At 39.2% G+C, this 26,777-nt stretch carries 32 protein-coding genes, 1 tRNA gene and 1 riboswitch; of the genes, 30 read left to right on the forward strand and 3 right to left on the reverse strand.

The window, feature by feature from the left end; translation table 11 throughout:
- Complete coding sequence (gene plsY, locus EC328_RS05265) at nt 1–588, forward strand: glycerol-3-phosphate 1-O-acyltransferase PlsY (protein WP_128425816.1); 588 nt, start codon at nt 1–3, stop codon at nt 586–588.
- Between the two features lie 4 nt (nt 589–592).
- Nucleotides 593–1,615, forward strand: a complete 1,023-nt coding sequence (locus EC328_RS05270) for an NAD(P)H-dependent glycerol-3-phosphate dehydrogenase (RefSeq protein ID WP_128425817.1) — start codon at nt 593–595, stop codon at nt 1,613–1,615.
- A gap of 66 nt (nt 1,616–1,681) precedes the next feature.
- On the opposite strand, the gene EC328_RS05275 is transcribed toward EC328_RS05270, so the two are convergent.
- Nucleotides 1,682–1,758 (reverse strand) — tRNA-Pro (locus EC328_RS05275).
- A 103-nt stretch (nt 1,759–1,861) separates the two neighbouring features.
- Between EC328_RS05275 and EC328_RS05280 the strand changes: the two genes are divergently transcribed.
- Genes EC328_RS05280 through pyrR form a run of 10 tightly spaced genes read left to right on the forward strand, consistent with a single transcriptional unit; the run spans nt 1,862 to nt 8,147 of the window.
- Nucleotides 1,862–2,236 (forward strand): hypothetical protein, encoded by a 375-nt coding sequence (locus tag EC328_RS05280; RefSeq protein WP_128425818.1) that lies wholly within the window; start codon nt 1,862–1,864, stop codon nt 2,234–2,236.
- 11 nt (nt 2,237–2,247) lie between these two features.
- On the forward strand, nt 2,248–3,456 hold the full coding sequence (locus tag EC328_RS05285) for a biotin/lipoyl attachment domain-containing protein (RefSeq protein ID WP_128425819.1): 1,209 nt from the start codon (nt 2,248–2,250) through the stop codon (nt 3,454–3,456).
- Nucleotides 3,456–4,157: a YggS family pyridoxal phosphate-dependent enzyme gene (locus EC328_RS05290; RefSeq protein ID WP_128425820.1), complete on the forward strand. Its 702-nt coding sequence runs from the start codon at nt 3,456–3,458 to the stop codon at nt 4,155–4,157. The genes EC328_RS05285 and EC328_RS05290 overlap by 1 nt, the downstream gene beginning before the upstream one ends.
- Before the next feature lie 11 nt (nt 4,158–4,168).
- Nucleotides 4,169–4,609, forward strand: a complete 441-nt coding sequence (locus EC328_RS05295) for a cell division protein SepF (RefSeq protein WP_240671533.1) — start codon at nt 4,169–4,171, stop codon at nt 4,607–4,609.
- Between the two features lie 10 nt (nt 4,610–4,619).
- Nucleotides 4,620–4,886, forward strand: a complete 267-nt coding sequence (locus EC328_RS05300) for a YggT family protein (RefSeq protein ID WP_164906038.1) — start codon at nt 4,620–4,622, stop codon at nt 4,884–4,886.
- A 4-nt stretch (nt 4,887–4,890) separates the two neighbouring features.
- Nucleotides 4,891–5,673, forward strand: coding sequence for a YlmH family RNA-binding protein (locus tag EC328_RS05305; protein ID WP_128425822.1), 783 nt, complete (start codon nt 4,891–4,893; stop codon nt 5,671–5,673).
- Between the two features lie 12 nt (nt 5,674–5,685).
- Nucleotides 5,686–6,186: a DivIVA domain-containing protein gene (locus EC328_RS05310; protein ID WP_128425823.1), complete on the forward strand. Its 501-nt coding sequence runs from the start codon at nt 5,686–5,688 to the stop codon at nt 6,184–6,186.
- Between the two features lie 41 nt (nt 6,187–6,227).
- On the forward strand, nt 6,228–6,698 hold the full coding sequence (gene lspA / locus EC328_RS05315) for a signal peptidase II (RefSeq protein ID WP_128425824.1): 471 nt from the start codon (nt 6,228–6,230) through the stop codon (nt 6,696–6,698).
- On the forward strand, nt 6,695–7,657 hold the full coding sequence (locus EC328_RS05320; protein ID WP_128425825.1) for an RluA family pseudouridine synthase: 963 nt from the start codon (nt 6,695–6,697) through the stop codon (nt 7,655–7,657). The genes lspA and EC328_RS05320 overlap by 4 nt, the downstream gene beginning before the upstream one ends.
- Nucleotides 7,614–8,147: a bifunctional pyr operon transcriptional regulator/uracil phosphoribosyltransferase PyrR gene (gene pyrR, locus EC328_RS05325; RefSeq protein ID WP_128425826.1), complete on the forward strand. Its 534-nt coding sequence runs from the start codon at nt 7,614–7,616 to the stop codon at nt 8,145–8,147. The genes EC328_RS05320 and pyrR overlap by 44 nt, the downstream gene beginning before the upstream one ends.
- Before the next feature lie 4 nt (nt 8,148–8,151).
- Here the strand turns inward: pyrR and EC328_RS05330 are convergent, their stop codons facing one another.
- Nucleotides 8,152–9,927 carry an Rqc2 family fibronectin-binding protein gene (locus EC328_RS05330; protein WP_128425827.1) on the reverse strand — a complete coding sequence of 592 codons (1,776 nt, stop codon included), beginning with the start codon at nt 9,925–9,927 and terminating at the stop codon, nt 8,152–8,154.
- A gap of 158 nt (nt 9,928–10,085) precedes the next feature.
- On the opposite strand from EC328_RS05330, the gene EC328_RS05335 reads away from it, so the two are divergent.
- The 17 genes from EC328_RS05335 (at nt 10,086) to EC328_RS05415 (ending at nt 25,969) form a co-directional block, all read left to right on the forward strand.
- Nucleotides 10,086–10,967 (forward strand): YicC/YloC family endoribonuclease, encoded by an 882-nt coding sequence (locus EC328_RS05335; protein WP_128425828.1) that lies wholly within the window; start codon nt 10,086–10,088, stop codon nt 10,965–10,967.
- A gap of 14 nt (nt 10,968–10,981) precedes the next feature.
- Nucleotides 10,982–11,239, forward strand: a complete 258-nt coding sequence (locus EC328_RS05340) for a DUF370 domain-containing protein (protein WP_128425829.1) — start codon at nt 10,982–10,984, stop codon at nt 11,237–11,239.
- A gap of 22 nt (nt 11,240–11,261) precedes the next feature.
- Nucleotides 11,262–11,888 (forward strand): guanylate kinase, encoded by a 627-nt coding sequence (gene gmk, locus EC328_RS05345; RefSeq protein ID WP_128425830.1) that lies wholly within the window; start codon nt 11,262–11,264, stop codon nt 11,886–11,888.
- A complete protein-coding gene (gene rpoZ / locus EC328_RS05350) occupies nt 11,878–12,084 on the forward strand; it encodes a DNA-directed RNA polymerase subunit omega (RefSeq protein ID WP_128425831.1) in 207 nt (68 codons plus the stop codon). Before gmk ends, rpoZ begins: the two co-directional genes overlap by 11 nt.
- A gap of 8 nt (nt 12,085–12,092) precedes the next feature.
- Nucleotides 12,093–13,298 carry a bifunctional phosphopantothenoylcysteine decarboxylase/phosphopantothenate--cysteine ligase CoaBC gene (coaBC, locus tag EC328_RS05355; protein ID WP_128425832.1) on the forward strand — a complete coding sequence of 402 codons (1,206 nt, stop codon included), beginning with the start codon at nt 12,093–12,095 and terminating at the stop codon, nt 13,296–13,298.
- A gap of 23 nt (nt 13,299–13,321) precedes the next feature.
- Entirely contained in the window at nt 13,322–15,751 is a 2,430-nt protein-coding gene (priA, locus tag EC328_RS05360) for a primosomal protein N' (protein WP_128425833.1), read from the forward strand.
- 10 nt (nt 15,752–15,761) lie between these two features.
- Nucleotides 15,762–16,235: a peptide deformylase gene (gene def / locus EC328_RS05365; protein WP_128425834.1), complete on the forward strand. Its 474-nt coding sequence runs from the start codon at nt 15,762–15,764 to the stop codon at nt 16,233–16,235.
- Nucleotides 16,232–17,158, forward strand: a complete 927-nt coding sequence (gene fmt / locus EC328_RS05370) for a methionyl-tRNA formyltransferase (protein ID WP_128425835.1) — start codon at nt 16,232–16,234, stop codon at nt 17,156–17,158. Before def ends, fmt begins: the two co-directional genes overlap by 4 nt.
- A gap of 14 nt (nt 17,159–17,172) precedes the next feature.
- Nucleotides 17,173–17,856 (forward strand): zinc metallopeptidase, encoded by a 684-nt coding sequence (locus EC328_RS05375; RefSeq protein ID WP_206363932.1) that lies wholly within the window; start codon nt 17,173–17,175, stop codon nt 17,854–17,856.
- A gap of 38 nt (nt 17,857–17,894) precedes the next feature.
- Complete coding sequence (gene rsmB, locus EC328_RS05380; RefSeq protein WP_128425837.1) at nt 17,895–19,232, forward strand: 16S rRNA (cytosine(967)-C(5))-methyltransferase RsmB; 1,338 nt, start codon at nt 17,895–17,897, stop codon at nt 19,230–19,232.
- 33 nt (nt 19,233–19,265) lie between these two features.
- Nucleotides 19,266–20,297, forward strand: coding sequence for a dual-specificity RNA methyltransferase RlmN (rlmN, locus tag EC328_RS05385; RefSeq protein ID WP_128425838.1), 1,032 nt, complete (start codon nt 19,266–19,268; stop codon nt 20,295–20,297).
- Nucleotides 20,298–20,309: 12 nt separating this feature from the next.
- A complete protein-coding gene (locus EC328_RS05390) occupies nt 20,310–21,038 on the forward strand; it encodes a Stp1/IreP family PP2C-type Ser/Thr phosphatase (protein WP_128425839.1) in 729 nt (242 codons plus the stop codon).
- 14 nt (nt 21,039–21,052) lie between these two features.
- The gene (gene pknB, locus EC328_RS05395) at nt 21,053–23,017 is read left to right on the forward strand and encodes a Stk1 family PASTA domain-containing Ser/Thr kinase (RefSeq protein WP_128425840.1); all 1,965 of its coding nucleotides are present in this window, start codon (nt 21,053–21,055) and stop codon (nt 23,015–23,017) included.
- A 2-nt stretch (nt 23,018–23,019) separates the two neighbouring features.
- Complete coding sequence (gene rsgA / locus EC328_RS05400) at nt 23,020–23,895, forward strand: ribosome small subunit-dependent GTPase A (protein ID WP_128425841.1); 876 nt, start codon at nt 23,020–23,022, stop codon at nt 23,893–23,895.
- Nucleotide 23,896: 1 nt separating this feature from the next.
- The gene (gene rpe / locus EC328_RS05405) at nt 23,897–24,547 is read left to right on the forward strand and encodes a ribulose-phosphate 3-epimerase (protein ID WP_128425842.1); all 651 of its coding nucleotides are present in this window, start codon (nt 23,897–23,899) and stop codon (nt 24,545–24,547) included.
- A 65-nt stretch (nt 24,548–24,612) separates the two neighbouring features.
- Nucleotides 24,613–24,710: riboswitch (TPP riboswitch) on the forward strand.
- 65 nt (nt 24,711–24,775) lie between these two features.
- The gene (gene thiT / locus EC328_RS05410; RefSeq protein WP_240671534.1) at nt 24,776–25,321 is read left to right on the forward strand and encodes an energy-coupled thiamine transporter ThiT; all 546 of its coding nucleotides are present in this window, start codon (nt 24,776–24,778) and stop codon (nt 25,319–25,321) included.
- A gap of 9 nt (nt 25,322–25,330) precedes the next feature.
- Nucleotides 25,331–25,969 carry a thiamine diphosphokinase gene (locus EC328_RS05415; protein ID WP_128425844.1) on the forward strand — a complete coding sequence of 213 codons (639 nt, stop codon included), beginning with the start codon at nt 25,331–25,333 and terminating at the stop codon, nt 25,967–25,969.
- A 59-nt stretch (nt 25,970–26,028) separates the two neighbouring features.
- On the opposite strand, the gene rpmB is transcribed toward EC328_RS05415, so the two are convergent.
- Nucleotides 26,029–26,220 carry a 50S ribosomal protein L28 gene (gene rpmB / locus EC328_RS05420; RefSeq protein ID WP_128425845.1) on the reverse strand — a complete coding sequence of 64 codons (192 nt, stop codon included), beginning with the start codon at nt 26,218–26,220 and terminating at the stop codon, nt 26,029–26,031.
- Between the two features lie 194 nt (nt 26,221–26,414).
- Between rpmB and EC328_RS05425 the strand changes: the two genes are divergently transcribed.
- Nucleotides 26,415–26,771 (forward strand): Asp23/Gls24 family envelope stress response protein, encoded by a 357-nt coding sequence (locus EC328_RS05425; RefSeq protein WP_128425846.1) that lies wholly within the window; start codon nt 26,415–26,417, stop codon nt 26,769–26,771.
- The last annotated feature ends 6 nt before the right edge of the window (nt 26,772–26,777 follow it).

Here is a 26,777-nt window from a genome sequence, read left to right on the forward strand (position 1 = left end):
ATGAGGTTGGTTGTAATAGCAGCATTATCCTATCTGATAGGCAGCTTTTCATCAGCTTATGTTGTAGGAAAGCTGTTCATGAAAATCGATATTAGAAAACATGGCAGCGGCAACGCAGGTGCAACCAATGCTGTTAGGATCATGGGCAAAAAGCTCGGAGTTTTAACATTTTTGATGGATTTCACAAAAGGGATCATAGCAGTTCTAATTGGAATTTATCTCCATAATGGATTTGGAGGATATATTTCAGCACTATTTGCAGTTATCGGGCATAATTGGCCGGTATTTCTTAACTTCAAAGGAGGAAAGGGTATAGCAACAACTATTGCTGCTATGGCTGTTTTAAGCTTCCCGACAACCCTTTTGAGTGTAGTCATTGGAATACTGACTGCAGTTATTACTAAGTATGTATCCTTGGGATCGATAGTATTTTTATCTTTATTATTTTTACTGACTTCCATGGGAGTTTTTGTAAAAGATCCCTACCTGACTGCACTGACAGCCGTCTTGGCTATTTTAGGATACTATAGACATAGAGAGAATATTAAGCGTTTACTTGCTGGAAATGAAAATAGGATAGGCAGGTGATTGAATGAACGCAAAGATTGGGATACTTGGCGGTGGTAGCTGGGGCACTGCTTTGGCTATGCTGCTCGCTCAGAAGGAATATGAGGTGCATATTTGGGTAAGAAATGAATCGCAGGCTGAAGAGATCAGTGTCAAAAGGACAAACGCAAAGTATTTACCGGGTATCAGTATACCAAAGAATATAAATGTTTCAACTATAATAAAGGATGTAGTTAAAGACAGTGAGATTATTTTGCTTGCCGTTCCTACAAACAGTATTCGTGAAATTCTTGAGAGCATTGGGGACGCTGTGGTATCTGGGCAAATAATCGTTAACGTAGCGAAGGGAATTGAGATGAGATCTATGAAAATGATCTCAGAGATCGTTACTGAATATTATCCTGACAACGGATTTGCAGTTTTGTCCGGACCATCACATGCGGAAGAGGTATCCAGAGAAATTCCTACAACTGTGGTATCCGCCTCCAGAAGTAAGGAGGTTGCCGAGCTTGTTCAGGATGTATTTTCTAGCCCTGCATTCAGGGTTTATACCAATCCTGATGTTTTAGGTGTGGAGCTGGGTGGTGCACTAAAGAATATAATAGCTTTAGGTGCAGGAATTTCTGATGGATTAGGCTATGGCGACAATACAAAGGCGGCTCTGATGACCAGGGGGATATACGAAATGTCAAAGCTGGGAGTTGCTTTAGGGGCTGAAGCTGATACATTTTCCGGACTTTCTGGCATCGGCGACTTAATTGTGACCTGTACAAGCATGCACAGTAGGAATAGACGAGCTGGAATCCTCATTGGGAAGGGCTATACGATGGCTCAGGCTGTTGAGGAGATAGGAATGGTGGTTGAGGGCATTAAGACCACAGAGGCTGCATACAACTTATCAAAGAGCTTAGGTATAGAAATGCCAATTACCAAAGAGATATATAATGTATTGTATAACGGAGCAGACGTCAGAAATTCAGTTCAGAAGTTAATGAGCAGAGAAAAAAAGCACGAGATGGAAATAGTAGCTTCATTAAAGTCCTGGTAATATTTCACCAGGACTTTAATATACAAAAAAACAAATGCTGTTCCTATTAAGAGCAGCATTATTTCATGGTCGGAGTGATAGGATTTGAACCTACGGCCCCAAGTCCCCCAGACTTGTGCGCTACCAAGCTGCGCCACACCCCGTCACAAACGTAATTATAACTGATAAAATTGAATTTGTAAAGTGGTTTAAAATGACGTGTGATTGTGATATACTGACACTATCTAAGTTGTAGGAGGATGATTCATGTTTGATTTTTTGATATCCCTTGCTTCAATACTTTTATTTGCAAGTGTGCTGGGATATTCTTTAACGGTATTAAAAGAGAAGTATTATCTTAAGAATAACATCATACTGATTGACAATAAACATATCTCTCAAGAGGAGATAGACGATACTGATATGCAGGAATTTTTCCTTGATGGCACAAAGTTAAAGGCTGGAGACGAAATAACTGTAATCACAAAGACCAAGGAAAAGTTCCGCGGAATTCTATTAGGAGCAGTTCAGAAGGAACAATCGATCAAGCTTGTAACTCATGCAAATGAGATAATAAAGCTAAAGATCGAATCCATTAAACAATTCAGGATCATGAGTAAATACGGAAAATTTTTCAGTTAGGTGTTGATCATATGGCTTCGGTAAGAGAATCGAGTACCAGGAAAGCTGTAACTCTGATATCATTGCTATTTCTGGTCTTATTTCTTATAAATGTATTACCTGGACTATTGATTGGCAGGGTAGAAACAGTATTGCCGGTATATGATGAATACAAAGAAGTCATTACCGGTCAAGGTTTGATGATACGTGACGAAAAAGTCTATGATAACCCATATAATGGAGAAGTCTTCAGAGTTGCTCTTGAGGGTGAAAGGGTGCCCTTTGGCTATGAGGTAGCAAATGTATTATCAGGGGTAGATTTGACTGGTCAAAAAAATAAGCTTGTTGAAATTGAAAAGAGCATTGCACTGCTTCAAACAGGAAATGCAGATAATTATTCAGACACTCTCTCCAGACTTCAATTGGCTGTTTCAATCGATGATTATTATACTGCCCACAATTTAAAGGGAGACTTAGGGAAGCAACTAGGATTTCTAGTGAATAATCACCTAAGCAGCCCTGAGGATATCTCTAATAAAATAAATGAGCTTGAGCAGGAGCGAGATATTTTGAAAAGTGACATTGAAAAAAATGTCAAGAGAATATACAGTTCTCACTCCGGGATTGTATCATTCGAAATCGATGGGTATGAAGAATTATTGGATACCAATAACCTTGAAAATTTTAAGCCTGAGTATTTTGATGCTCCTATTTCAGATAACAACAAAAAAGCAGCATTTAAGATCGTTGATGGTTTCGACTGGATTTTAGCAGTAAAGTCTGATTTTGGATCTCTTGAAACAGGCAATGTCTATGAAGTGATTATACGAGTCAACCCAGATGAGGTATATTCATTGAAAGTTCCACTGATCCAAATCAAGAAGGATAACTCAGGTGTCCTGTATTTTTTCAAATCTAATACACTGCTGGGCGAACTATACGATGTGAGACATGCAAATGTGGATATAGTGAAACTGAAGGTAGATTCTTTAAGGATACCCAAAGAGATCGTACGTGACAATGAAGGGAAGACAGGGGTATTTATTAAGGAATTTTATGGTGTTGTTCGCTTCAGACCTATTAAAATAGTTGGAGAAGATGAGAATTTCACCTACGTAGAACCTGGCGATTCATATGGATATATTGAGGATGAGGGTGGCAAGAGATTTAAAACTATAAATATGTATACTGAAGTTTTGCTGGACCCAGATAAGTTTTCTGAGGGAGAAATAATCGATTAATGGGGGGATCAAAAATTAGCATCAGGGAGAATCTCGAGTTAATTAATGAAAGAATTGCTGCTGCTTCTTCCAAGGCTGGTAGAAGCGATGATATACAGCTTATTGCAGTCACAAAAACAATCGACTTGGGGAGAATAAGAGAGGCAATTGAAGCAGGTGCAACTGATATTGGTGAGAATAAGGTTCAAGAGCTTTCTGACAAAATGAAGTCACTTGGTACTGCTGCGAGATACCACATGATTGGACATCTTCAAACAAATAAAGTGAAGTACATAGCAGATAGTGTCCATTTGATCCATTCACTTGACAGATTATCACTTGCAGAGGAAATCAATAAAAGGGCAAAAAAAATTGGAAGAATCATTGATGTTCTTATACAGGTAAATGTTTCAGGTGAGGACACCAAATTTGGAATTTCACCTGCGGAAGCAATACCATTTATTGAATCTGCTCTGAAGTATGACAGCTTGAAGATAAAGGGATTGATGACCATTGCTCCTTTTGTTGAAGAGGAATCAATTCTTCGAAGGACCTTCAGTGGTCTGTATGAACTGGGGGAAAGAATCAAGACAAATTCATATAAAGAGATAGATTTCCAGTACCTTTCAATGGGGATGACCAATGACTTTGAAATTGCTATTGAGGAAGGCTCTAACATGGTTAGAGTAGGAACAGGAATTTTCGGGAAGAGAAATTATTAGGAGGGATTTGTGTGGGCAAGATAATGGATAAATTCAAGTACTTCATCGGTATCGATGACTATGAGGAGGAAGATGAATACACTCATGAGGAGGAGACCATTGAGGATGAGTCCTACGATGTTGCTGCTCCCAAGTCCAGAAAATACAATAATAAGGTAGTCAACATCCACACCAACAGCAATATGAAAATTTCTGTACACGAGCCTTTAAGCTATGAGGAAGCGCCTGCTATAATAGATGATCTCAAGCTCAGGAAGGCAATAGTAGTAAATTTCGAACAACTTGACACAACTGTTAAGAGGCAGATATTTGACTTTATTAATGGTGGATTATATGCAGTAGAGGGTAAAATTCAGAAGGTAACTAAGGATATATTTATTTTAGCTCCAAGTAATATAGAAATCGACGGCCTTAAGGATGAGCTTAAAAACAGAGGGATTTTCCCTTGGTAAGGAGAATTTAATGTATACAGTGCTAAGATCTGTCAGGATATTATTTGATATAATCGAGATACTGATTATAATAAGAATTTTTATGTCCATTTTCAGAGTATCTATGGATAATGTAGTTGGAAAGGCTGTTTTAGAGCTAACAGAGCCTATAATGTCTCCAGCGAGAGCTCTTCTGGACAAACTTGGATTAGGAAGAGGATTTATCGACTTCTCTCCATGGGTTGCAATATTGTTTCTAAGACTAGCTTATACTCTGCTGATTAATATTGCGGGGTGATTAGTTGCTGGACAGAGAAAGGCTGACATCACATATAAAGAAACCCGAGCTGCTATTAAAGATGAGGATGCTTATCGACAAGGCAGAGATTGCCTTAAATAAACATGTGGTAGTTGATACTGATTTTATAGACCCCTTCGAGAGAAAAACAGCAATGGCGATATTTAACGGGATACACAATCTTGGCTACTTGGAAGCTGGAGGGCCTGAATTTGCTGAAAGAAAGTATTTTCTTCTATTTCCGGACTATATGGTACAAATGGATTTCATTGAGTACACAAGTTACTTGGAAATATCTGGGGATATTAACTCATTGAATCATAGGGATTTCCTGGGGAGCCTCATGAGCATGGGTATAAAAAGAGGAAAGATCGGGGATATTTTTATTGGAGAGAAAAGTGCTATCGTTTCCTTGAAAAAAGAGATCGGAGATTACCTATTGATGAACATTCAGAAGGTCGGAAATGTAAATGTCAAATGTTCTCTAATCTCTATAGATAAGGTAGTATTTAAAGAACAAGCTTATGAACGCAAGGATTTATTTATTGCATCAGAAAGGCTTGATGTGATGTTAGGAGCAGCATTCAATCTATCCAGAAATGAAAGTCAGGCAAAAATTGAAGCCGGTGATATAAAAGTAAATTGGGAGTCGGTTGAAAAGTCCAGTTACAAACTTGAGCCTGGAGATATGATTTCAGCAAGGGGTCTTGGGAGAGCTCTTTATGAGACAAGGAATGGCTTGAGTAAAAAAGGAAGGCTTAATATTGCATTAAAAATTTATAAATAACGGAGTGATGACATGATAACACCTCTTGATATTCAAAACAAGGTTTTTTCAAGGTCGTTCAGAGGCTACAGCCCTAAGGCCGTTAACTCATTCCTCAACGAGATACTCGAGGATTACGAAAAGATGTACAAGGAAAATATCGAGTATAAGGACAAGATCAGCATGCTTACGGACCAGATAAGACAGTATAATACTATGGAGGAAACTCTTAAGAATACGTTGATCATTGCGCAAAAAACAGCTGAAGAGGTTGCTCTGAATGCGAGAAGCAAAGCTGATTTAATTATCGGTAATGCCGAAGATGAAGGCAGAAGGTTGATTGAAAAAACCAAGGAAGAGGTCAGGGATATCAAGGATGAATATGACCAGCTGAGGAAGGAAATGTACATATTTAAGACAAGATATGAGTCATTTCTGCAATCTCAAATTTTATCGCTAAATAATTATTACAAAGAGGCTGAGGAATTTTTGATTACAGAAGTAAATTCTGTCAGGGAAGAACAGGGAGCATAGGCTCCTTTTTTATTCAAGGCTTATTGTGGGGAGGAAATTCATTGGGACTTATATTGTCTATATTTATAATTTTGGCTGATCAAATAACGAAGTCAGCTGCAACTCAATACCTGATGGGTCAAAGGCCCATTGAAATAATAAAGAATTTTGTTGAACTCCATTATGTAAAAAACTATGGAGCTGCGTTTGGTATACTTCAAAATCAGAGATGGTTTTTTATAGTAATTACGTCTATAGTTGTATTTGCGATGGTAGTTTACATGCTTAGAAACAGCAAGAATATTACTATTTTAACAAAACTATCTATATCAATGCTTTCCGGAGGTGCTGTCGGGAACTTAATTGATAGAGTCAGACTTGGGTATGTAGTGGATTTCATAAAACTGGATCTAAAGATATACAACTTCCCTGTTTTCAACATTGCTGATATATTTATAGTAGTAGGAACAGCACTATTGGTTTACACTGTGTTATTTGATAAGCTGGAAAAAAAGGCGGTCGATCGTGCATGAAGAAGATCGAGTTGTATGTAGGTGAAGATGACAATGAAAGACTTGACCATTATCTGGCTGAGGAATTGAATGAAATTTCACGAACCTATATACAAAAGCTTATTAAGGACGGGAACGTTACAGTAGACGGGAAATATAAAAAACCGAGTTATTTAGTAAAGGAAGGGGAGTCTATCCTCGCAGTAGTTCCAGAGGCTGAGCCATTGAGGATCAAGGCACAGAATCTGCCAATAGATATAGTATACCAGGATGAAAGCCTTGCCGTCATAAACAAACCACAAGGAATGGTCGTACATCCAGCTCCGGGCAACTATGAAGGAACGCTGGTAAACGGACTTTTATACCACCTGGACAATTTATCTTCGATAAACGGCGTAATCAGACCTGGGATAGTACACAGACTGGATAAGGATACTTCCGGACTTATTGTAGTTGCAAAGACTGATATTGCACATAGAGCTCTATCAAATGAACTAAAGGATCATAAAATAGTCAGGGAGTACATTGCTTTGCTACATGGGAGGCTAAAGGAAGAAAAAGGAATTATCGACGCTCCAATAGGTAGAGATACTTCCAATAGAAAAAAGATGGCGGTGATATATAAAAATAGTAAGCCAGCCATAACACATTACCAGGTTTTGAAATACTATGATAAGTATACTTTGGTAAGAGTAAGACTTGAAACTGGCAGGACACACCAGATAAGAGTTCATTTGTCGAAGATTGGTCATCCAGTTGTCGGAGATCCCGTTTATTCGAATGGCAAGAATGAATTTGGCATAGCTGTTCAGCTACTTCATGCCGGAAGAATTGAGTTTACTCACCCCGTGACTGGAATGAAGCTTGAATTCAAGGCTCCGTGTCCTGATTTATTCAAAGAGATATTATCAAAGCTTGACAGAAGGGAGGGTTACCATGAAGATCAAAGCATCTATAATGGACCAAAAAGCGATTTTTAGGGCTACAACAAGGATAGCAAACGAAATAATTGAGCGTAATAAGGGTATAAAGGATTTGGTTCTTGTTGGGATCAAGACCAGGGGAGTCCCTTTTGCTCACAGGATTGCTGAAAAAATAATGGAGATCGAGGAAACCTCAGTCGACGTATTTACTCTAGATATAAGCTTGTACAGAGATGATTTAAAGGAGATAGGTTATAAGCCTGTCGTAAAAGAGAATTTTGCTGGGGATATTGATGGTAAAAAAGTGGTTTTGGTGGATGATGTCATTTATACTGGCAGAACAGTCCGGGCAGCTTTGGATGCACTGATAGATAATGGCAGACCTAAGAAGGTTCAATTGGCAGTCTTGGTTGACAGAGGCCATAGGGAATTTCCAATTAGACCAGATTATGTTGGGAAAAATGTTCCTACATCAGGGGATGAGGTAGTTAGTGTAAAATTTCTTGAAACCGATGGAGAAGACGAAGTTCAGATATTAGAAAGGTAGAGGGTCATTCCTCTACCTTTCTGATTGAATTTATAAGCGAAATGCTTGGTGTTACTACAATAGTGCTCTGATTGTCATAATTGACAAATCCTGGCTTGCTATTCTTTGGCTTCCATACATTCTTTCTAAGTGTATAGTCTACCTCAATATTTGAGCTGTTTCTTCCCTTGCTAAACCAGGCTGCTAATATAGCAGCATCTTCAAGGGTCTTATCAGTTACAGAACGGCCTTCAGTGCGTATAATGACATGACTTCCCGGGATTCCTTTGACGTGAAGCCAATAATCTTCTTTTTTTGAAGTTTTCATAGTCAATATTTCATTTTGTCTATTGTTTCTCCCGACAAGAATACTAAATCCGTCTGATGAGACAAAGTGAAGTGGCTTCGAAATAATATCTTTACGCTTCATTCCCTGTTTACCGGTAATAGAGATATAACCTTCGTTTACAAGCTCATTCCTTATCTCCTCCAATTCATACACCTCAGCGGAGTTTTCAAGACTCATAATGACGTGTTCAAGATATGAGATTTCTTCCTCAGTTTCACTTATTTGATTATCCAGCAGCAGGCTGGCAGTCTTAAGCTTTGAATATTTTTTATAATATCTCTGTGCATTTTCCACTGCTCCGAGCTTCTCATCCAGAGGTACAGACAATTCTTCCATTTCCGGATCATAGTAATTTTGAAGAAAAGCCACACGGGTACCCTTTTGTATTCTATGAAGATTTGATTGTATCAAATCTGCGTAAATCTTATATTTTTCTCTTTCTGAACTCTCAAGTAATTCCTCTCTTAACTTTGAAAGTTTGTTTTGAGCTTTCTCAAGTCGTGTTTGTACTAATTTTCTAAGAGAGGAGGATTTCTGACTAACCCTGTCGTAAATATCTTTTGATGAGTATACGGAGTCCAACATTTCAGAAACTGAATCATAAAATATGATACCCTTTGTACCAAAGTAGTCCAAAAAAAGTGAGTGGAATCCATCTATCGTTCCTGTATCTTCATTCTTCGCTATCATTGGATTGAAGTTGCCTGCTCTCACTTGAGTCATAGTATTCTCGAATTCGTCAAATAATGATAATTTATCCTGATACTGAAGACTAGCCATTGTTCTTTCAGGTTCTAAACCAGCTTTTTGAGATATTGCTCTGGCGATCAACGGGCTTAAGCCTGTGAAGCTTTGATAGAGGAACCTAAATACCTGCAAATTACCACTGGATTTGTTTATTAAATCAATAAATTCTGTATTGGTGACGTTTAAGGGATCCCGCTTATCCTGATTTTGAATGGGGTGATAGATAAGCCCTGGAAGGATCTGCCTTATTCGTGAAATATCCACTGGTACTCTTTTTATTGAGTCAAGTATTCGCTTGCTGGATTCCTCGATCAGCATGATATTACTGTGCTTACCCATGATCTCAATGACAAGCTCACGATTAAGAGCATGCCCAAGCTCATCTGTGCCTGAAACAGTAATAGTAACAACCCTGTCTAATCCTTCTTGTCGAATGTCTAGTATATGCCCCCCTATGAGATATTTCCTTAAAAGCATGCAAAACATGGGTGGTGTGTCCGGATTTTTAAAAGCAAGCCGTGTAAGGTATAATCTTGGTGTGTTGCTGCTTGCAGATACCAAGAGTTTTTGATTGATTCCCTTGCTATAAATTGTAATAGTAAGTTCATCCTTTTCGTGCTGGTATATTTTATCGACCCTGCCGCCGAGAATCTTGTCTCTTAGCTCATTTACTACTGCGCGGGTCACTATTCCGTCATAAGACATAATATCCTCCGTTAGCTTTTTAAAATAGTATAGCACAAATATTATACTATATGTAAATCTCACATTTTGAGCCTCGAATATTAATAATTCTTAACAAATTATAGCCTTTTTCATATATGTAGCTATAATTAGAGTTTGATACTAAAGGGGGTGTCACATTGCTGAAGAGTATGACAGGTTATGGAAAAGGTGAGGCATCGAGCAGCGGTTTCAGGATAAAAGTGGAGCTGAAATCAGTAAATAACAGATATCTTGATATTACTGTAAAACTTCCAAGGTATTTGATATATTTGGAAGAAAGTATAAAGAAACTTATTAAGGAGAAGCTTGGCCGTGGAAAAGTCGATGTGTTTATCAATCTGGATTTTGAGAGTATCTCTTCATTAGAGGTAAAGGTAGATATACCACTTGCCATGAACTTTAAAAATGCACTATCGGATTTGAAGGATCAATTGCAGATTGAAGACAGTATAAGACTCAGTAATATTCTTTCGATCCCAGATGTTATAAGGACTGAAAAAAGAGACCTTGATGAGGCATCAGTATGGGAAACGTTGCGTTCAGCTATTGACTCAGCTCTCTCTCAGATAGTAGTTATGAGAGAGTCTGAAGGCCAGCAATTGAAGCTTGATATGCTTGAAAAGCTTGGCAAAATCGAAGAAATTACCTCGGAAGTGAAAATCAGATCACCATTAGTTGTCGAAGAATATAGAAGAAAGTTAAATGAAAGAATAGCTGCATTGTTGGAGGAACCAGCTATTATCGACCAGGACAGACTTGCCATGGAAGTAGCGATCTATGCTGATAAAAGCAGCATAGATGAAGAGTTGACAAGAATGAACAGCCATATTGCTCAATTCAGATCTATTATCGAGGAAGATGGGGCAGTCGGAAGAAAATTGGACTTTCTGATCCAGGAATTTAACAGAGAAGTAAATACAATAGGCAGCAAATCGAGCGATTCAATTATCGTCAACAAAGTCGTCGATTTGAAATCAGAGATCGAAAAAATAAGAGAGCAGGTACAGAACATCGAATAAGCGAGGTGAGTTGGATGGTGTCTTACTTTATAAACATAGGCTTTGGGAATGTTGTTGCATCCCACAGGATAGTTTCCGTTATCAGTCCGGAATCTGCACCTGTCAAGAGACTGATCCAGGAGTCAAAGGATCAGGGCAATCTTATTGACGCTACCTATGGAAGGAGGACAAGAGCTGTAATTGTAATGGACAGCGGACATTTAGTCCTTACACCACTGCAGCCTGAGACTATAGCTCACAGGCTGCACACCAAAGAGGAAGTGCATGAATAATAATGAGGGTTGGTGGTTTAAAATGGCAAAAGGATTTTTATTAGTGCTTTCCGGGCCATCGGGTAGCGGAAAAGGTACTATCAGTAAGGCTTTGTTGGATAAAAGAGATGATATAGTATACTCTGTATCAGCTACGACAAGAAAACCAAGAGACGGGGAAATAAATGGCGAGAACTACTTCTTCATGTCAGAGGATGAGTTCAGGATTATGGCTGACGAAGGAGGATTCTTGGAACATGCCTTCGTTCATTCCAATTATTATGGCACTCCTAAGGATTTTGTATTTAAGCAGATTGAAAAAGGAGAGATAGTATTTCTGGAAATTGATGTACAGGGTGCTCTGCAAATAAAGAAAAATTATAAGGAAGCAGTATTTATATTTCTTCTTCCTCCGACAATGGATGAACTGAGATCCCGTATAATAAAGAGGGGAACAGAAACAGATGAAGATATAAAAAGGAGATTTTCCAATGCTTTTAAGGAGCTTGATTTTGTAGGTGAGTATGACTTTTTTGTCGTCAACGACAAGGTTGAGAATGCCGTTGCCGATATTGAGGCTATAATACATTCAGAGAAGCTTAGAGTTAAAAGGCATAATGACATTAAAAAGCTTGTTACAATGCAAGGAGGAACAGTAAATGTCAAATAGGATAAAGGAACATAAGCTTGAAGGGGAAAGCAGATATACTCTTGTTATGGTCGCAGCAAAGAGAGCTCGACAATTAGTTGAAGGAGATGAACCAAAAGTTGAAACCAAAGCAAGTAAGCCCGTAACTATAGCTCTTGATGAAATTGCTGAGGGAAAGATAAATTATAAGACTCCTAACCTAAATAGTCTAAAGTAGGTGATGAAATGCTTAAGGGAAAGAACGTTATACTCGGTGTTACTGGTGGAATAGCTGTGTACAAAGCTGCAGATCTTGTCAGCAGACTGATTAAGGAAGGTGCATCTGTAGATGTTATAATGACTGAGTCAGCTCAAAAATTCGTTACGCCCTTGACGTTCCAGACAATGGCTCAGAGCAAGGTCCATACAGACCTGTTTGGACTGTTGGATTATGTGGATGTCGAGCATATAACATTGGCAAAAAAAGCGGATGTAATTGTAGTTGCTCCAGCTACTGGCAATACCATTGCAAAAATAGCTAATGGAGTCGCAGACAATATGCTGACTACTGTTATCTTGGCTTCAACTGCAAAAATAATTTTTGCTCCGGCGATGAATACCAATATGTTTTTAAATCCGATAACTCAGGAAAACATCAAAAAGCTTGAAGCCCTTGGCCACGAGTTTGTTCCACCAGGTGAAGGGAGACTGGCTTGCGGTGATATTGGGCCGGGTAAGATGGCTGAGCCAGCAGACATAGTTGAATATATAAGATTTAGTTTGGTCGAGAAAGATATGACCGGAAAGAAGGTTATAGTTACAGCGGGGCCTACTATTGAGCCTTTGGATCCAGTAAGGTATATTACCAATCACTCCAGCGGCAAAATGGGATATGCCATTGCAAGAGAAGCAGCTTCAAGAGGTGCTGAAACCATTTTAATTTCAGGTCCTACAAGTATCCCTGAACCTAAAGGTGTAAAGGTAATTAAGGTTGATACAACTCAAAACATGCTTGATGCAATAGGTGAGTATTTTGATGCCTGTGACATCTTGATCAAAGCTGCTGCACCATCTGACTTCAAACCGGAAAGGGTCAGTACAACAAAAATAAAGAAAATACCCGGGGACAACTCAGGAATTACAGTAAAGTTCGATAAGAATCCTGATATAGCAGCATACTATGGGCAGAAAAAAACCAACCAAATTATCATTGGTTTTGCTGCTGAAACAGACAACATTCTGGAGTATGCCTCAAGAAAGCTTAAGGAAAAGAATCTTGACTTTATCGTTGCAAATGATGTCACAATGAAAGGGGCAGGTTTTAAGGGAGATACCAACATTGCCACAATTATTGAAAATAACGGACAGCAGACACAGTATCCAATAATGTCCAAAGATCAATTGTCTAAGGAGATATTGAATAAAGCAATGGAAATAATTAAGAATAAGTAGAGGGTTAATTTGGAGGTAAAGGAATGTCATATGCAGAAATCATTGTGAATCAAAAATCAGCTAAGGCTGACAAACCATATACCTATAGGATTCCGGAAGAGCTGGCCAAAATAATTGAACCAGGCAAGAGAGTAGTTGTTCCGTTTGGGCGTTTTAATAAGCTTGAAATAGGTATGGTGGTATCGATAGAAGATTCAGCATCAAGTGATTTCAAATATAAAAACATTCTTGATGTTCTTGATAAAAATCCTCTTGTTGATACGGATATGATACAGCTTGCATATTGGATGAAGAATGAATACTTGTGCAGCTTCTCGGAAGCAATACAAACAGTGCTGCCTCCTGGCGACTTCCGTGAGATCAAGACCTATATCAAAATTTCAAAATTTGTAGAAACGGAAGAATTATCGAAACTTCAAAGACAAATTATGGAGCATATCGCCGATGGGAAGGCTGTAATTATTGATGAACTAAAAGAAAGATTGGATACAGCCGGTTTGATGACAGCGATCCAGGATTTGGAGGAAAAGCAGCTGATTGAACTAAGCTTTGATATAGCTCAACTTGGTAAAGGAAAGACACAAAAATTTGTAAAGCCAATAATGCAATACAACGAAGGACTGGGTATAATTGGGCATAGAGCTACAAAGCAACAGCTTTTATGGGATGAGATTTGGGGTAGCTTTGAAATCCCTGTCTCAGATTTGTTGCAAAATTGCAATACCAGCTTAAGTGTACTAAAAATCCTGGAAGCGAGAAATATGGTAGAAATAATTGAAAAGAGCATACAGGAATCCCCTATTGGAATCGATGTTGCCAGATATTCAAAAATTGAACTAAACAGCTCTCAAAGAAAGGTTTACAGTTCAATAGAAGGCCATCCAGGAGAAGCTTTCCTGATCCATGGTATAACTGGAAGCGGCAAGACAGAAATTTATCTTCAGCTGGTGGAAGGAATGCTTAGCAAAGGTAAAGACTCAATTATACTCGTTCCTGAAATAGCTCTAACACCTCAAACAATAGATAGATTTGCAGGGAGATTTGGCAACAAGGTAGCTATACTTCATAGCGGATTGACCCAGACAGAGAGATTTGATCAATGGAGAAGAATAAAATCCGGAGAATACAAGATTGTTGTTGGAGCGAGATCTGCAATCTTTGCTCCATTCAATGACCTCGGCCTTATAGTCATCGATGAAGAGCATGAAAACACCTATAAATCATCCATAAATCCAAAGTACAGCACCTATGAGGTAGCAATGAAAAGGTGCTCTATGTCAGGAAGCACCCTAGTCCTCGGGACTGCCACACCTTCTGTGGAGACATATTACCGGGCTTTAAAAGGTGATCTTAAACTGTTAGAGATAAACACCAGAGCTACACCGATGCAGCTCCCCGAAATACAGGTTGTTGACATGCGAAAGGAGCTGTCAGAAGGAAACAGGTCTATGGTCAGCAGGCTACTTTACGAGGAAATGAAAGCAGCATTGGGAGACGGAAGGCAGATAATAATATTCCTGAACCGTAGAGGTTACTCTGGTTCTATTGTCTGTCGTTCCTGCGGTTATGTTTCCAAATGTGATTCCTGCGAGGTTAGCATGACTTATCACAAAAGCAACAGTCGGCTAAGGTGTCACTATTGTGGAAGTACAAAACCTATTCCGATATTATGTCCCATTTGTGGAAGCAGCTATATAAGGGGGTTCGGTGTAGGAACGGAAAAAGTCGAGGAAATGCTTAATAAAATGTTCCCTGGGAAAGTAATAGTGCGTATGGACAGTGATGCAGTAAGAAACAAAGTTGACTATGAAAGAATACTGACATCGATGAAGCAGGGAGAAATAGATATACTGATAGGTACTCAAATGATATCTAAGGGCTTGGATTTCCCAAATGTAACAGTCGTTGGGATTATTGCTGCGGATATAACCCTAAATCTTCCTGATTTTAGATCTCCAGAGAGAACCTTTCAGCTCACGACTCAGGTAGCCGGAAGAGCTGGAAGAGGGGAATGGGTAGGGAAAGTCATATTACAGACTTATAATCCTGAGCACTATAGCATTCAATTCTCCAGGAACAGTGATTATAAGGGTTTTTATGATGAGGAAATAAAGCTTCGAAAGGCGTTGAAGTACCCTCCATTTTTAAGGATGGGAGTTATAACTGTATTCGGGAAAGACAATAATAGAGTTAAATTCGCAGTCGAAAAGTGGCACCTGTTACTTAAGGGGGTCATAGGTGATAATAATGAAGTGGAGATACTGGGTCCGCATCCTGCTCCACTGGAGAAAATAAACGGAAATCATAGATATCAAATAGTGTTAAAGTTTGGTTACAATATCCAAAAACAGGTAGCTGATGCTCTTGATAGGGTATTCATTGAAGATAAGGAAAGAATACGTCAGAATGACATAAAGGTCAGTATCGATCTTGACCCTGTCAGTATTTTGTAGGAGGATAAGAATGGCGCTTAGACAAATAAGAGTTGAAGGAGATCCAATCCTTCGGAAAAGATCCAGAGATGTAGAAAAAATCGATAAAAGGTTACTTGAGTTGTTAGAGGATATGGTAGAAACAATGCGTGCAGCTAATGGGATTGGATTGGCAGCTCCTCAGGTAGGAGTTTTAAAGAGAGTCATAGTAATAGATGTGGGTGAAAAACCTATTAAGGCAATCAATCCAATAATTGTTGAAAAAGACGGAGCAATAAAAGATATTGAGGGCTGTCTTTCCGTTCCACAAATGCGAGGGACTGTAGAGAGACCCGAAAGAATAAAAGTTACGTTTATGAATGAGGATGGAGACCACCTTGTAATGGAGCCGACTGGATATTTGGCGAGAGTATTTTGTCATGAGATAGACCACCTGGATGGCATACTATATACTGATCTGGCAACTGATATATACAATGAAGCTCAAGAGGATGATGAGGAATGAAGATAGTTTATATGGGTACCCCGGCATTCGCAGTGCCTGCCCTGAGGGCGATTTTTGATAGGGGATTTCAAATACCTCTAGTGATAAGCCAGATGGATAAGCCCAAAGGAAGAGGGAACAAACTTCAACCGACACCTGTCAAGGAAGTGGCTATTGATCTGGGATTAACGGTCCACCAGCCTGAAAATGTAAATGATGCAGAAACTATCGATATGCTAAGGTCCATTGACCCTGACTTCATTATTGTGGCAGCATACGGGCAGATACTCAAAGAGGAGCTGTTAAAAATTCCTAAATATGATTGCTTGAATATACATGCTTCCATTCTTCCCAGGTATCGAGGAGCAGCTCCAATAAATTGGGCTGTCATAAACGGTGAGAGCATTTCAGGTGTAACAATAATGAAAATGGAAAAGGGCCTTGACACCGGTCCGATTGTTTTAAGGGCTGAGACTCAGATTGACGATGAAGATACTGCTGAAGAGTTGCATGACAGACTATCTGTCCTTGGTGCAGAACTTATAGTTAGAGCTATAGATGATATTATTAACGGAGAAGCCTCATATGTACCACAGGATCATGGGGAAAGCAGCTACGCTCCTATGTTGTATAAAAATACAGGCAGGATTGATTGGAGTAAGCCTTCTGATAATATAAGGAACATGATTAGAGGTTTGATCCCATGGCCGAACGCATTTTCATTCTACAAGGGCGAAAAGGTAAGAATTCTGAAGGCTGATTCGATAAAGCAAAATCATAATATTCCACCTGGCACTATCGTCAAGGCAGATAAAGATGGAATAAAGGTGGCAGCTGGAGATGGGTTTGTTATAATTAAGGAATTACAATTCCCAAATAAGAAGCCTGTGGAAGTCTCTGCATTTTTGTTAGGGAATAAAATCGAGGAAGGCTACATTTTATAGAGGAGATGGATATTATGTATACAGGATTTTATGACAATACTTGGTTTATGCTGGTCCTACCGGCTCTTTTCTTTTCGATGTATGCTCAGATGAAAATCAAGAGCACATTTTCAAAATATCTTCAAGTACCAAGTCAGACAGGCCTTACAGGATCTCAGGTCGCAAGGTTCATCCTTGACAAGAATGGACTGTATAATGTCAGAGTTGAAAATGTCGCTGGAAGTCTAACCGATCACTATGATCCAAGGACTGAAGTCGTAAGGCTTTCGCAAAATGTATATGGAGGAAGCAGTATTGCAGCAGTTAGTGTGGCAGCCCATGAGGTTGGACATGCTATACAGCACGCAAACAGCTACTTCCCTCTATCCTTGAGGAGCGCTCTGGCTCCTGTAGCAAGTTTTGGGTCCAGACTTGTATGGGTATTCATTTTTATTGGAATGATCATAAGCCCATTCTTTATTGACATAGGAATAGCTTTGTTCCTTGGAGTGGTTTTGTTCCAGATAGTAACGCTTCCTGTTGAGTTTAATGCTAGTAAAAGAGCACTTGAACAGCTTGAGGCTGGAATTATTGATGAAGAAAGTGCAAGAGGTTCAAAAAAAGTTCTGAATGCCGCCGCTTTAACATATGTTGCAGCTACTATTGTAGCCCTTGCTGAGCTTTTAAGGTTACTTGCAATATTTAACAGAAAAAGATAAGAGGGGAATCTTCCCTCTTTTTTAATGGAGGCATCGATATGGAATCGGGAAGAGAGCTTGCAATAAAAATATTGAATAGAATACAGAACGAAGGTGCTTATTCGACCCTTGCCGTAAAAAAAGCTTTAGAAGATAAAAGTGAAAGAAAGGATTCAGGCTTTGTCAGGGAGTTAGTTTACGGTGTTCTGGAAAATCAGAGATTGATAGACGAAATAGTCAAAGAATCGTCCAGTGTCAAGATCAGAAGGATCCATCCAATAATTCTCATTATTCTAAGAACAGCTATATATCAGCTCTTGTTTATGGACACCGTACCTGAGAGTGCAATAGTTAATGAAGCTGTGAATCTTGCCAAGAAGTATGGCCATAGAGGGACTACAGGATTTGTGAATGCACTTCTTAGAGGGGTTTCCTCGAAGAAAGATTATTTCAAGAGCGAAGGGTATATGTCTCAAGAAAGTGAACTTGGGATAAGGTACTCTCATCCTGATTATTTAGTTGATTTATGGAGAATCCAGTATGGGCTGGAATTTACAAAGGACCTGTTAAAAGCTAATAATTCTGTTCCACCATTCACAATAAGAAACAATAGTCTGAAAATCGATACCACTGACCTAATATCTATACTTGAAGCCGAGGGATATGAAACAGAGCCTGGAAAATATTCTAAAGACTGTGTAATCATTAAGAATCCCAGGTCTATGACAAGACTGAGTGCGTATAATGACGGTCTTTTTACGATCCAGGATGAAGCAAGTATGCTAGTTACAGAAGTGCTGAATCCTCAAAAATACTCATTAATTCTGGATGTGTGCAGTGCCCCAGGTGGTAAGGCAACTCATATTGCCCAGTGGATTGGCGATAAAGGAACGATCATAGCAAGGGATATTTATCCTCATAAGCTTAAGCTTATCGAGGAACTGTCCTTGCGATTGGGTATAAAATCTATAAAATCTGAAATATGGGATGCCACAGAACTCGATGACAAGTTAAAATACAAAGTAGATTATTGTCTGGTTGATGCACCATGCTCTGGACTCGGTCTGATAAGGAGAAAACCGGATATCAAGTGGACGCGTACCAGTGAGGAGCTAATAGAGCTTTCAAGACTCCAGACAAGTATCCTTAAGACGGCTTCAAGTTATATTAAGCCAGGAGGAATACTTGTATATAGCACGTGTACTATCAATAGACAAGAAAATCTTGATGTTGTCACGAATTTTCTGAGGGAAAATACTGATTTTCGATTATTGCCAATTGAGCTTGCAAACGGAGTAAAAATATCAGCAACACAAAATAGTGGTTATTTGGAGCTTTATCCCAATATTCATGGTACGGATGGGTTCTTTATGGCTAAGATGGTAAGAGAAGGATGAAGATTATCTAAACTTTGGAGAGCAGGGATTTTAATGGAATTAAACTCAATGAAAATAAATGAGATAAAGGAATTAATGGAAGAGCTTGGAGAAAAAGCATATAGAGCTGAGCAGATATTCAGATTTATCCATCAACATAATGGAAGAGATATAGCCGAGCTAAAGCAGATACCTTTAGATCTTAGAGGAAAGCTAAAAGAAAACTATTTTATATCTGATATGAAGATTTTTAAAAAATTCAGTTCTGAGCAGGATTCAACTGTTAAGTTCCTATACTTGCTTGATGACGGCAACATAATAGAAAGTGTTGTTATGAAATATGAGCATGGATACTCACTATGTATATCGACGCAAGTAGGCTGCAGGATGGGTTGTAGTTTTTGCGCCTCGACAAAGGAAGGGCTTGTAAGAAATCTAACTGCAGGAGAGCTGCTGAATCAGCTTTATCTGGCAGAGGAAGACCTGAATATAAGGATTTCTAATATTGTCTTGATGGGCAGTGGTGAGCCCCTCGACAACCTTTGCAATGTGGACAGGTTTTTTGATATAATCAATCATGATAAAGGCAGAAACATAAGTCTTAGAAATATTACACTTTCAACTTGTGGAGTTGTACCAGGTATATATGAACTTGCGGCTAAAGATATACCGATCACCTTGTCAATATCACTTCACTCACCTTTCGATGAGAAAAGAGCAGAGATTATGCCAATAGCAAAAAGATACAAGTTGGGGGAACTGTTGAAGGCTTTAAAATATTACTCGGAAAAAACAGGCAGAAGAATAACCTTTGAATATACATTGATTGAAAATGAAAATGATAGAGAAGAGGATGTACGGGAGATGGCAAGACTAATGAAGGGTATGCTTTGCCACGTCAATCTCATTCCATTGAATCCTATTAAGGAATACAATAAGGGAAGACCCGAAAAAAAAGGGGTATTGTCTTTTCAAAGAAAGCTTCTTGAATTTGGTATACCTACTACCATCCGCAGGGAAATGGGAAGCGATATTAGTGCTTCATGCGGACAATTAAGAAGAAGTTTCATTGAACATAATAAGTGATGAGGTGGTTAAATGTTTGTAGGTGCGGCATCTGATATTGGAGTAGTTAGAACGGCTAATCAGGATAGCTTGTTCATTTCAAATGATCCATCTTTAAGGCTATATATTATTGCTGATGGAATGGGCGGACACAAAGCAGGTGAATTGGCAAGCAGTATGGCGGTAGATTCTATTGCAGCATATCTTGACCGCGTAAAGCAAACATTGACCAGTGAGGTGAAGGCTCAAAATGCAGTAGTTGAATCGATTTCAATTGCTAATGAAGCTATATTCAGCCGTTCCAGTGAAGACCCGGATTGTTCTGGTATGGGAACCACAGTTACTATGGCTTTTGCATTTAAAAACAAAATTATTATTGGACACGTTGGAGACAGCAGGGCATACATACTCAGAGATGGTGGTATTGCTCAATTGACAGAGGATCATTCGCTGGTCAATCAATTGATCCGAGAAGGTAAAATAACCAGACAGGATGCGGTCAATCATCCTCAACGAAATGTCATAACCAGGGCTGTAGGCACTAGTGAGGATATAGAGGTGGATACGCTTATATTAAAGCCTGCAAAAGATGATATTATAATATTATGCAGTGACGGCCTGTCAAATATGGTTGGAGATATTGAACTTTTGAGTATTTTTGCAGACAGAGATGACCTTCAGAAGGCATGTAATATGGCAATTGAACTGGCGAAGGATAATGGCGGAACGGATAATATCACCGTAATAGCCATACGAATTTGATAGAGGGTGAAATAATGATAGGAAAGATATTGGGAAACAGATATGAAATAGTTGAGAAGATTGGCTCTGGAGGTATGGCCATAGTCTATAAGGCGAAATGCCATCTACTGGATAGATTTGTTGCTATAAAGGTTTTGAAGGAAGAATTCAATAACGATGATGATTTTATAAGGAAGTTCAGACGAGAGTCACAAGCAGCAGCAAGCCTTTCTCATCCAAATATATTAAACATTTATGATGTCGGATCTGAAGAGTCTGGTAATGATAAGATTCACTACATTGTTATGGAGTATATCAAGGGGAAAACACTCAAGGAAGTGATCAATGAAAAGGGTAAGCTGTCGACTGATGAAACTTTAAGCTACTCTATTCAAATCGCCGAAGCAATTTCTCATGCACATAAGAACCACATCATCCATAGAGATATTAAGCCGCACAACATAATGATAACCGAGGACAATAGAGTAAAGGTAACTGACTTTGGGATAGCTAGGGCTGTTACCTCATCAACTATAACCACTACCTCAAGTGTCCTTGGATCAGTGCATTACTTTTCTCCTGAACAGGCAAGAGGTGGATATACTGATGAAAAATCCGACATATATTCCCTTGGAATAGTAATGTACGAGATGCTGACTGGTAAGGTTCCTTTTAATGGGGATACCCCCATTGGAGTAGCATTGAAGCACGTCCAGGAAGAAATGACGCCTCCGGTTTCGTTGGATCCTGCAATACCTGTCAGTTTGAGTAATATTGTCATGAAGTGCTCAAGGAAGAGACAAAGCGACAGATATCAAACCGCCGACGAGTTATTAAGAGCATTAAAGGCGAATGGCTCTGATATTCCCAATATTGCAGGAGAATTGGGAGATACTACTGAAATGACCAGGGTTATACCTGCTATCGATACTGATGCTATATCTGAGGAGATGAATGAAGCTTTCAAGCCTAGAAGAAGTTCAAAAAAACAGGAAAAGAAGAATAAAATGATGGTTATCGCAGCCGCCGTTCTTGCTGCATTTATACTGGTAACATCCATTTTTGCAGGCTACACTAGACTGAAGGAGGCGCTGGGTTCGTCTGAGGAATCAATTATGCCCAATCTAGTGGGTAGTACTGAGGATGAGGCCAAGGCAATTGCTGAAGAATATGGTTTTCAGCTTAACGTGATAAACAGAATCAGCAATTCACAGTATCCTGCAGGAGTAGTCATAGACCAGAACGTTGACGAGGGTGTCAGAATAAAGGCTGGCTATCCAGTTGGAGTTACCATTAGTAGCGGAACTAACCTTGTATCAGTTCCACTTCTTATGAATCGAACCTTGATTGAAGCCGAGGATCTTGTTAATAAGGCAAATCTGAGGATCGACGTTTCATACGAATTTTCAGAGGATATACCTTTGGATGTTGTCATTAGTCAGGAAATTGAAGCCTGGACAGAAGTCGAACCAAATACAAGGATAGGAGTAGTCGTAAGCAAAGGTCAGGAGACTACAGAGGTCATTATGATCCAGCTTAAAGGGCTTAGTATTAGTCAAGCAATGAATGAAATAGTCGGGCTAGGACTTGTGGTAGGAGAGGTCAAATACGAGGCAAATAATACAGTGCCTGCGAATGAGGTCTTTTGGCAGTCATATGAGCCGGGAACTCCTCTTGAGACAAACACTGCCGTCGACTTGTATGTCAGCTCAGGTCCGGATACGACAATGCCTGATCCTGCTGAAAATCCGGAGGATCCGACTTCACCTCCAGCTCAGGAGGAGACAAGCTTTTCATTTGTTCTAAGACCTTTTGAGGACAGGGATGAGACCAATGTAGTTATATATAGAAGACAGGATGGGATCACGACTATGGTCTACTCAGCCATTCACAAGCAGGAGGACGGGGCGTTCCAAGTGACTGTTTCAGGGACTCCTGGTGCCGAGTTTGATGTATATTATGACGATATTTATCAATATACAAGAGTAAAAGAGTCCTAACTATGAGAGAGGGTAGAATCATCAAAGGTATAGGTGGTTTTTACTATGTCATTTCTAATGATGAAATTATTGAATGCCGGGCAAGGGGTCTTTTTCGGGAGCAAAACCTAAAACCTTTGGTCGGCGATAGAGTAAAAATAAGGATGGACAGCGATTCTGGCACAGGATACGTCGAAGAGATTTTAGAAAGAAAATCAGAGCTTCTCAGGCCTCCTGTCGCAAATGTGGATCAGGCGATAATAGTTTTAAGCACAAGAGATCCCGAACCAAATCTATGGCTGGTTGACAAGATGGTCATTATGGCTGAGGAACAGGATTTGAGTATTGTATTTTGCATAAATAAAAGCGATGTTGATTTTGAAAGAGCGTGTGACCTAAAAGCAATGTATGAAGACGCTGGATTTGTATCCATATTGACCAGCACTAAGTCAGGTGATGGAGTGGATTTGTTAAAGGAGCACCTTAAGGGACATACCAGCGTGTTTGCAGGTGCCTCAGGCTCTGGAAAATCATCCCTTTTAAATGCTATCGATCCGTCCCTTAAGCTTCAGACCAGTCAAATCAGCAGAAAAACTGCAAGAGGCCGACATACCACAAGACATGTTGAACTACTGTCTCTTGGCAATGATTCCTATGTTTTGGATACTCCCGGCTTCAGCTCATTGTCCCTGGATTTTGTAGAAAAGCCTGAGGATCTTCGTGATTATTACAGAGAATTTGGGAAGTTTGCTGCAGATTGCAGATTTTTAAGCTGTCTTCACGACAGCGAGCCTGGCTGCGGTGTTAAGGAAGCAGTATCTAAGAGATTAATTGGAGAAGACAGATACAAAAATTACCTTGCTATACTGGACGAACTAAGAAAGAGGAGGAAATACTGATATGCCTTTGATTGCACCATCTATTCTATCAGCTGATTTTTCAAGGCTAGGAGACGAGATAAAGAGCGTCGAGAATGGTGGAGCTGACTATATCCATCTCGATGTCATGGATGGTATCTACGTACCTAACATTACCTTTGGAGCACCCGTAGTATCGAAGCTAAGAAAGATAACCAAGCTGCCATTTGATGTACACCTTATGGTAGACAGACCTGAGAGGTTTATAGACGATTTTGTCAATGCAGGCTCTGATATTATTACCGTTCACGCAGAAGCCACCATTCACTTGCATCGAACATTGCAGCAAATTCGAAATGCGGGCTTAAAGGCTGGCGTATCATTAAATCCTGCAACACCCCTTCAAATCCTGGATTACATTTTGGAAGATATAGATCTCATACTACTTATGTCTGTAAATCCTGGATTTGGTGGGCAAAGCTACATTAATGCCGTAACAGATAAAATAAGAAAGGTCAGGAAGATTATTGATGATTCTGGCAGGGAGATAGTATTGGAGGTTGATGGTGGCATTAAGCTGGATAATGCAAGGCTTGTGATGCAGGCTGGAGCAGATTTGCTCGTTGTAGGATCAGATATATTCTCTCATGGAGACCCTGAACAAATGACAAAGCTATTCAAGGAACTGTTTTAATAATTGATTGATTGAAATTTTCATAAATAGTGGTATAATGGTAGTACGAATAAATAAATAAATATCAACAGCACTGGGGGAGCGTTAGCTGAGAGTGGAGAAATCCCGACCCTTATGACCTGAACTAGGTAATTCTAGCGGAGGGAAGTGTATATAAAAAATATACTCATCACTCCAAGTGGTGAGTTTTTTATAGCTCTTTTGCTGTTGCAGAAAGGGAGGATGAAAGTGGACAAAAAAAGAAGCAAAACCTTAATGCTGGCAGAAGGCGGTATGATGATAGCGCTATCTGCATTATTAAGCTACGTTAAGATTTATCAGGCACCAAATGGAGGAAGTGTAACTGCAGGGAGCATGATACCCATTCTGCTGTTCTCGATGAGATGGGGAATTTTACCAGGATTGGCTGTAGGTGCATCCTATGGGCTGCTGGACTTCGTTCTAAAGCCTTATTTCGTACATCCGCTTCAATTCTTGCTGGATTATCCACTGGCTTATGGCGCACTTGGTCTCGCTGGACTAGTATATATTATGAGTAGAGACAAAGCACAAATCAAGTATCCAATTATAGTCCTTGGCGTCGCAATAGCAATAATTGGAAGGATGCTGTCGCATGTGTTATCAGGAGTAGTATACTTCGCTGAGTATGCTGGCGATCAGAATCCCTGGATATACTCTATAGTGTACAATGCATCGTATTTAGTACCTGAATTGTTGATATCAATCATCGTACTAATGATAATTTGGAAGCCGATCCAAAAATTGATGAGGTAGGTTGATTATATGAAAGGTATCATAATAGCTGGTGGTAATTGTATCAGTATTGAAAAATTAAAAGAGATAATCCCTGATTTTGATATTGTGGTTGCTGCTGACAGTGGACTAAAGCATCTTAATGCAGTAGATGTAAAACCCGACTATCTTGTCGGTGACTTTGATTCGGTAGACAAGTCATTGCTTGCTGAGATCGATATAAGTATCACCAGTGTCGTTCGCCATCCTGTAGAAAAAGACAAGACGGACACTGAACTGGCAATCGATGTTCTTAATGAATTGAATGTTGATGATATAACTATCTTGGGAGGTACTGGCTATAGGCTTGACCATACGCTGTCAAATATATTTAGTTTGAGGTATATTTACGATCTGGGACTAAATGGGACCATTATAGATGAGTATAATAGTGTGACCTATATTCGAGGAGTAAATGCTGTGAGCATGAAGAATGAGGGAACCTATATCTCAGTTCTGCCCATTTCAGATATCGGAGCGGAAATCAGCCTTAAGGGTTTTCATTATCCTCTTGATCATAAATGCTTGATTATGGGAAGCAGCCTAGGAGTAAGCAATTATATAGTGAAGAACGAAGGGACCGTAATCTGCCATAAAGGGGAAGCTCTTATTATTAAAGCACGTGACTAAATAAAAAAAGCTTACATTGCAATATCGCATTGTAAGCTTTTCATTCTTTTTTACTCAAACTAAATTGCTCTTTGAACATAACCTGATCTTAGACATCTTGTGCAGACATTGATTCTCTTTGTTGAACCATTAACGACTGCCTTAACTCTTCTTATGTTTGGAGCCCAGGACCTTGAACTCTTTTTATTTGAGAAGGTTACCTTATTTCCGAATGCTTTGCTTTTCCCACAAACCTCACATATCCTAGCCATGAAAACACCTCCTTAACAACCATAGAGAATATTGAATAATAATAATTATTTCTCTGCAACATATTACATTTTAACACATCTGGATATAAAATTGCAACCCAATTTTGGCACTCAAATGCTTAATTAGTTGAACTTTGTATTATTATATTGTAAAATAATGTGGATAGCAACTATTATCATTGGAGGGGATGAAAATGCCTGTAAGAACCAAGTCAGAATATGGCAGCTTGATCATAGATGACAGTGTATTCGCCTCACTGGCTGGAATGTCTGCAATGGAGAGCTATGGCATCGTTGGAATGGCTGCAAAGAATGCTAAGGATGGTTTGTTTGAACTACTAAAGACTGAGTCCCTTACAAAAGGAATTAAGGTATATATTCGGGACAATCTTGTAACTGTTGATATGTATGTTATCCTGGAATATGGGATAAAAATATCTGTCGTATGCAAAAATATCATAGACAAAGTAAAATTCAACATCGAAAACTTTACCGGCCTTAAAGTAGACAAGGTAAATGTATATGTTCAAGGCATACGAATAGATAAGTAATCGGGG

Origin of the sequence: Gudongella oleilytica (genome assembly GCF_004101785.1) — a bacterium.
Classification (GTDB): domain Bacteria; phylum Bacillota; class Clostridia; order Tissierellales; family Tissierellaceae; genus Gudongella; species Gudongella oleilytica.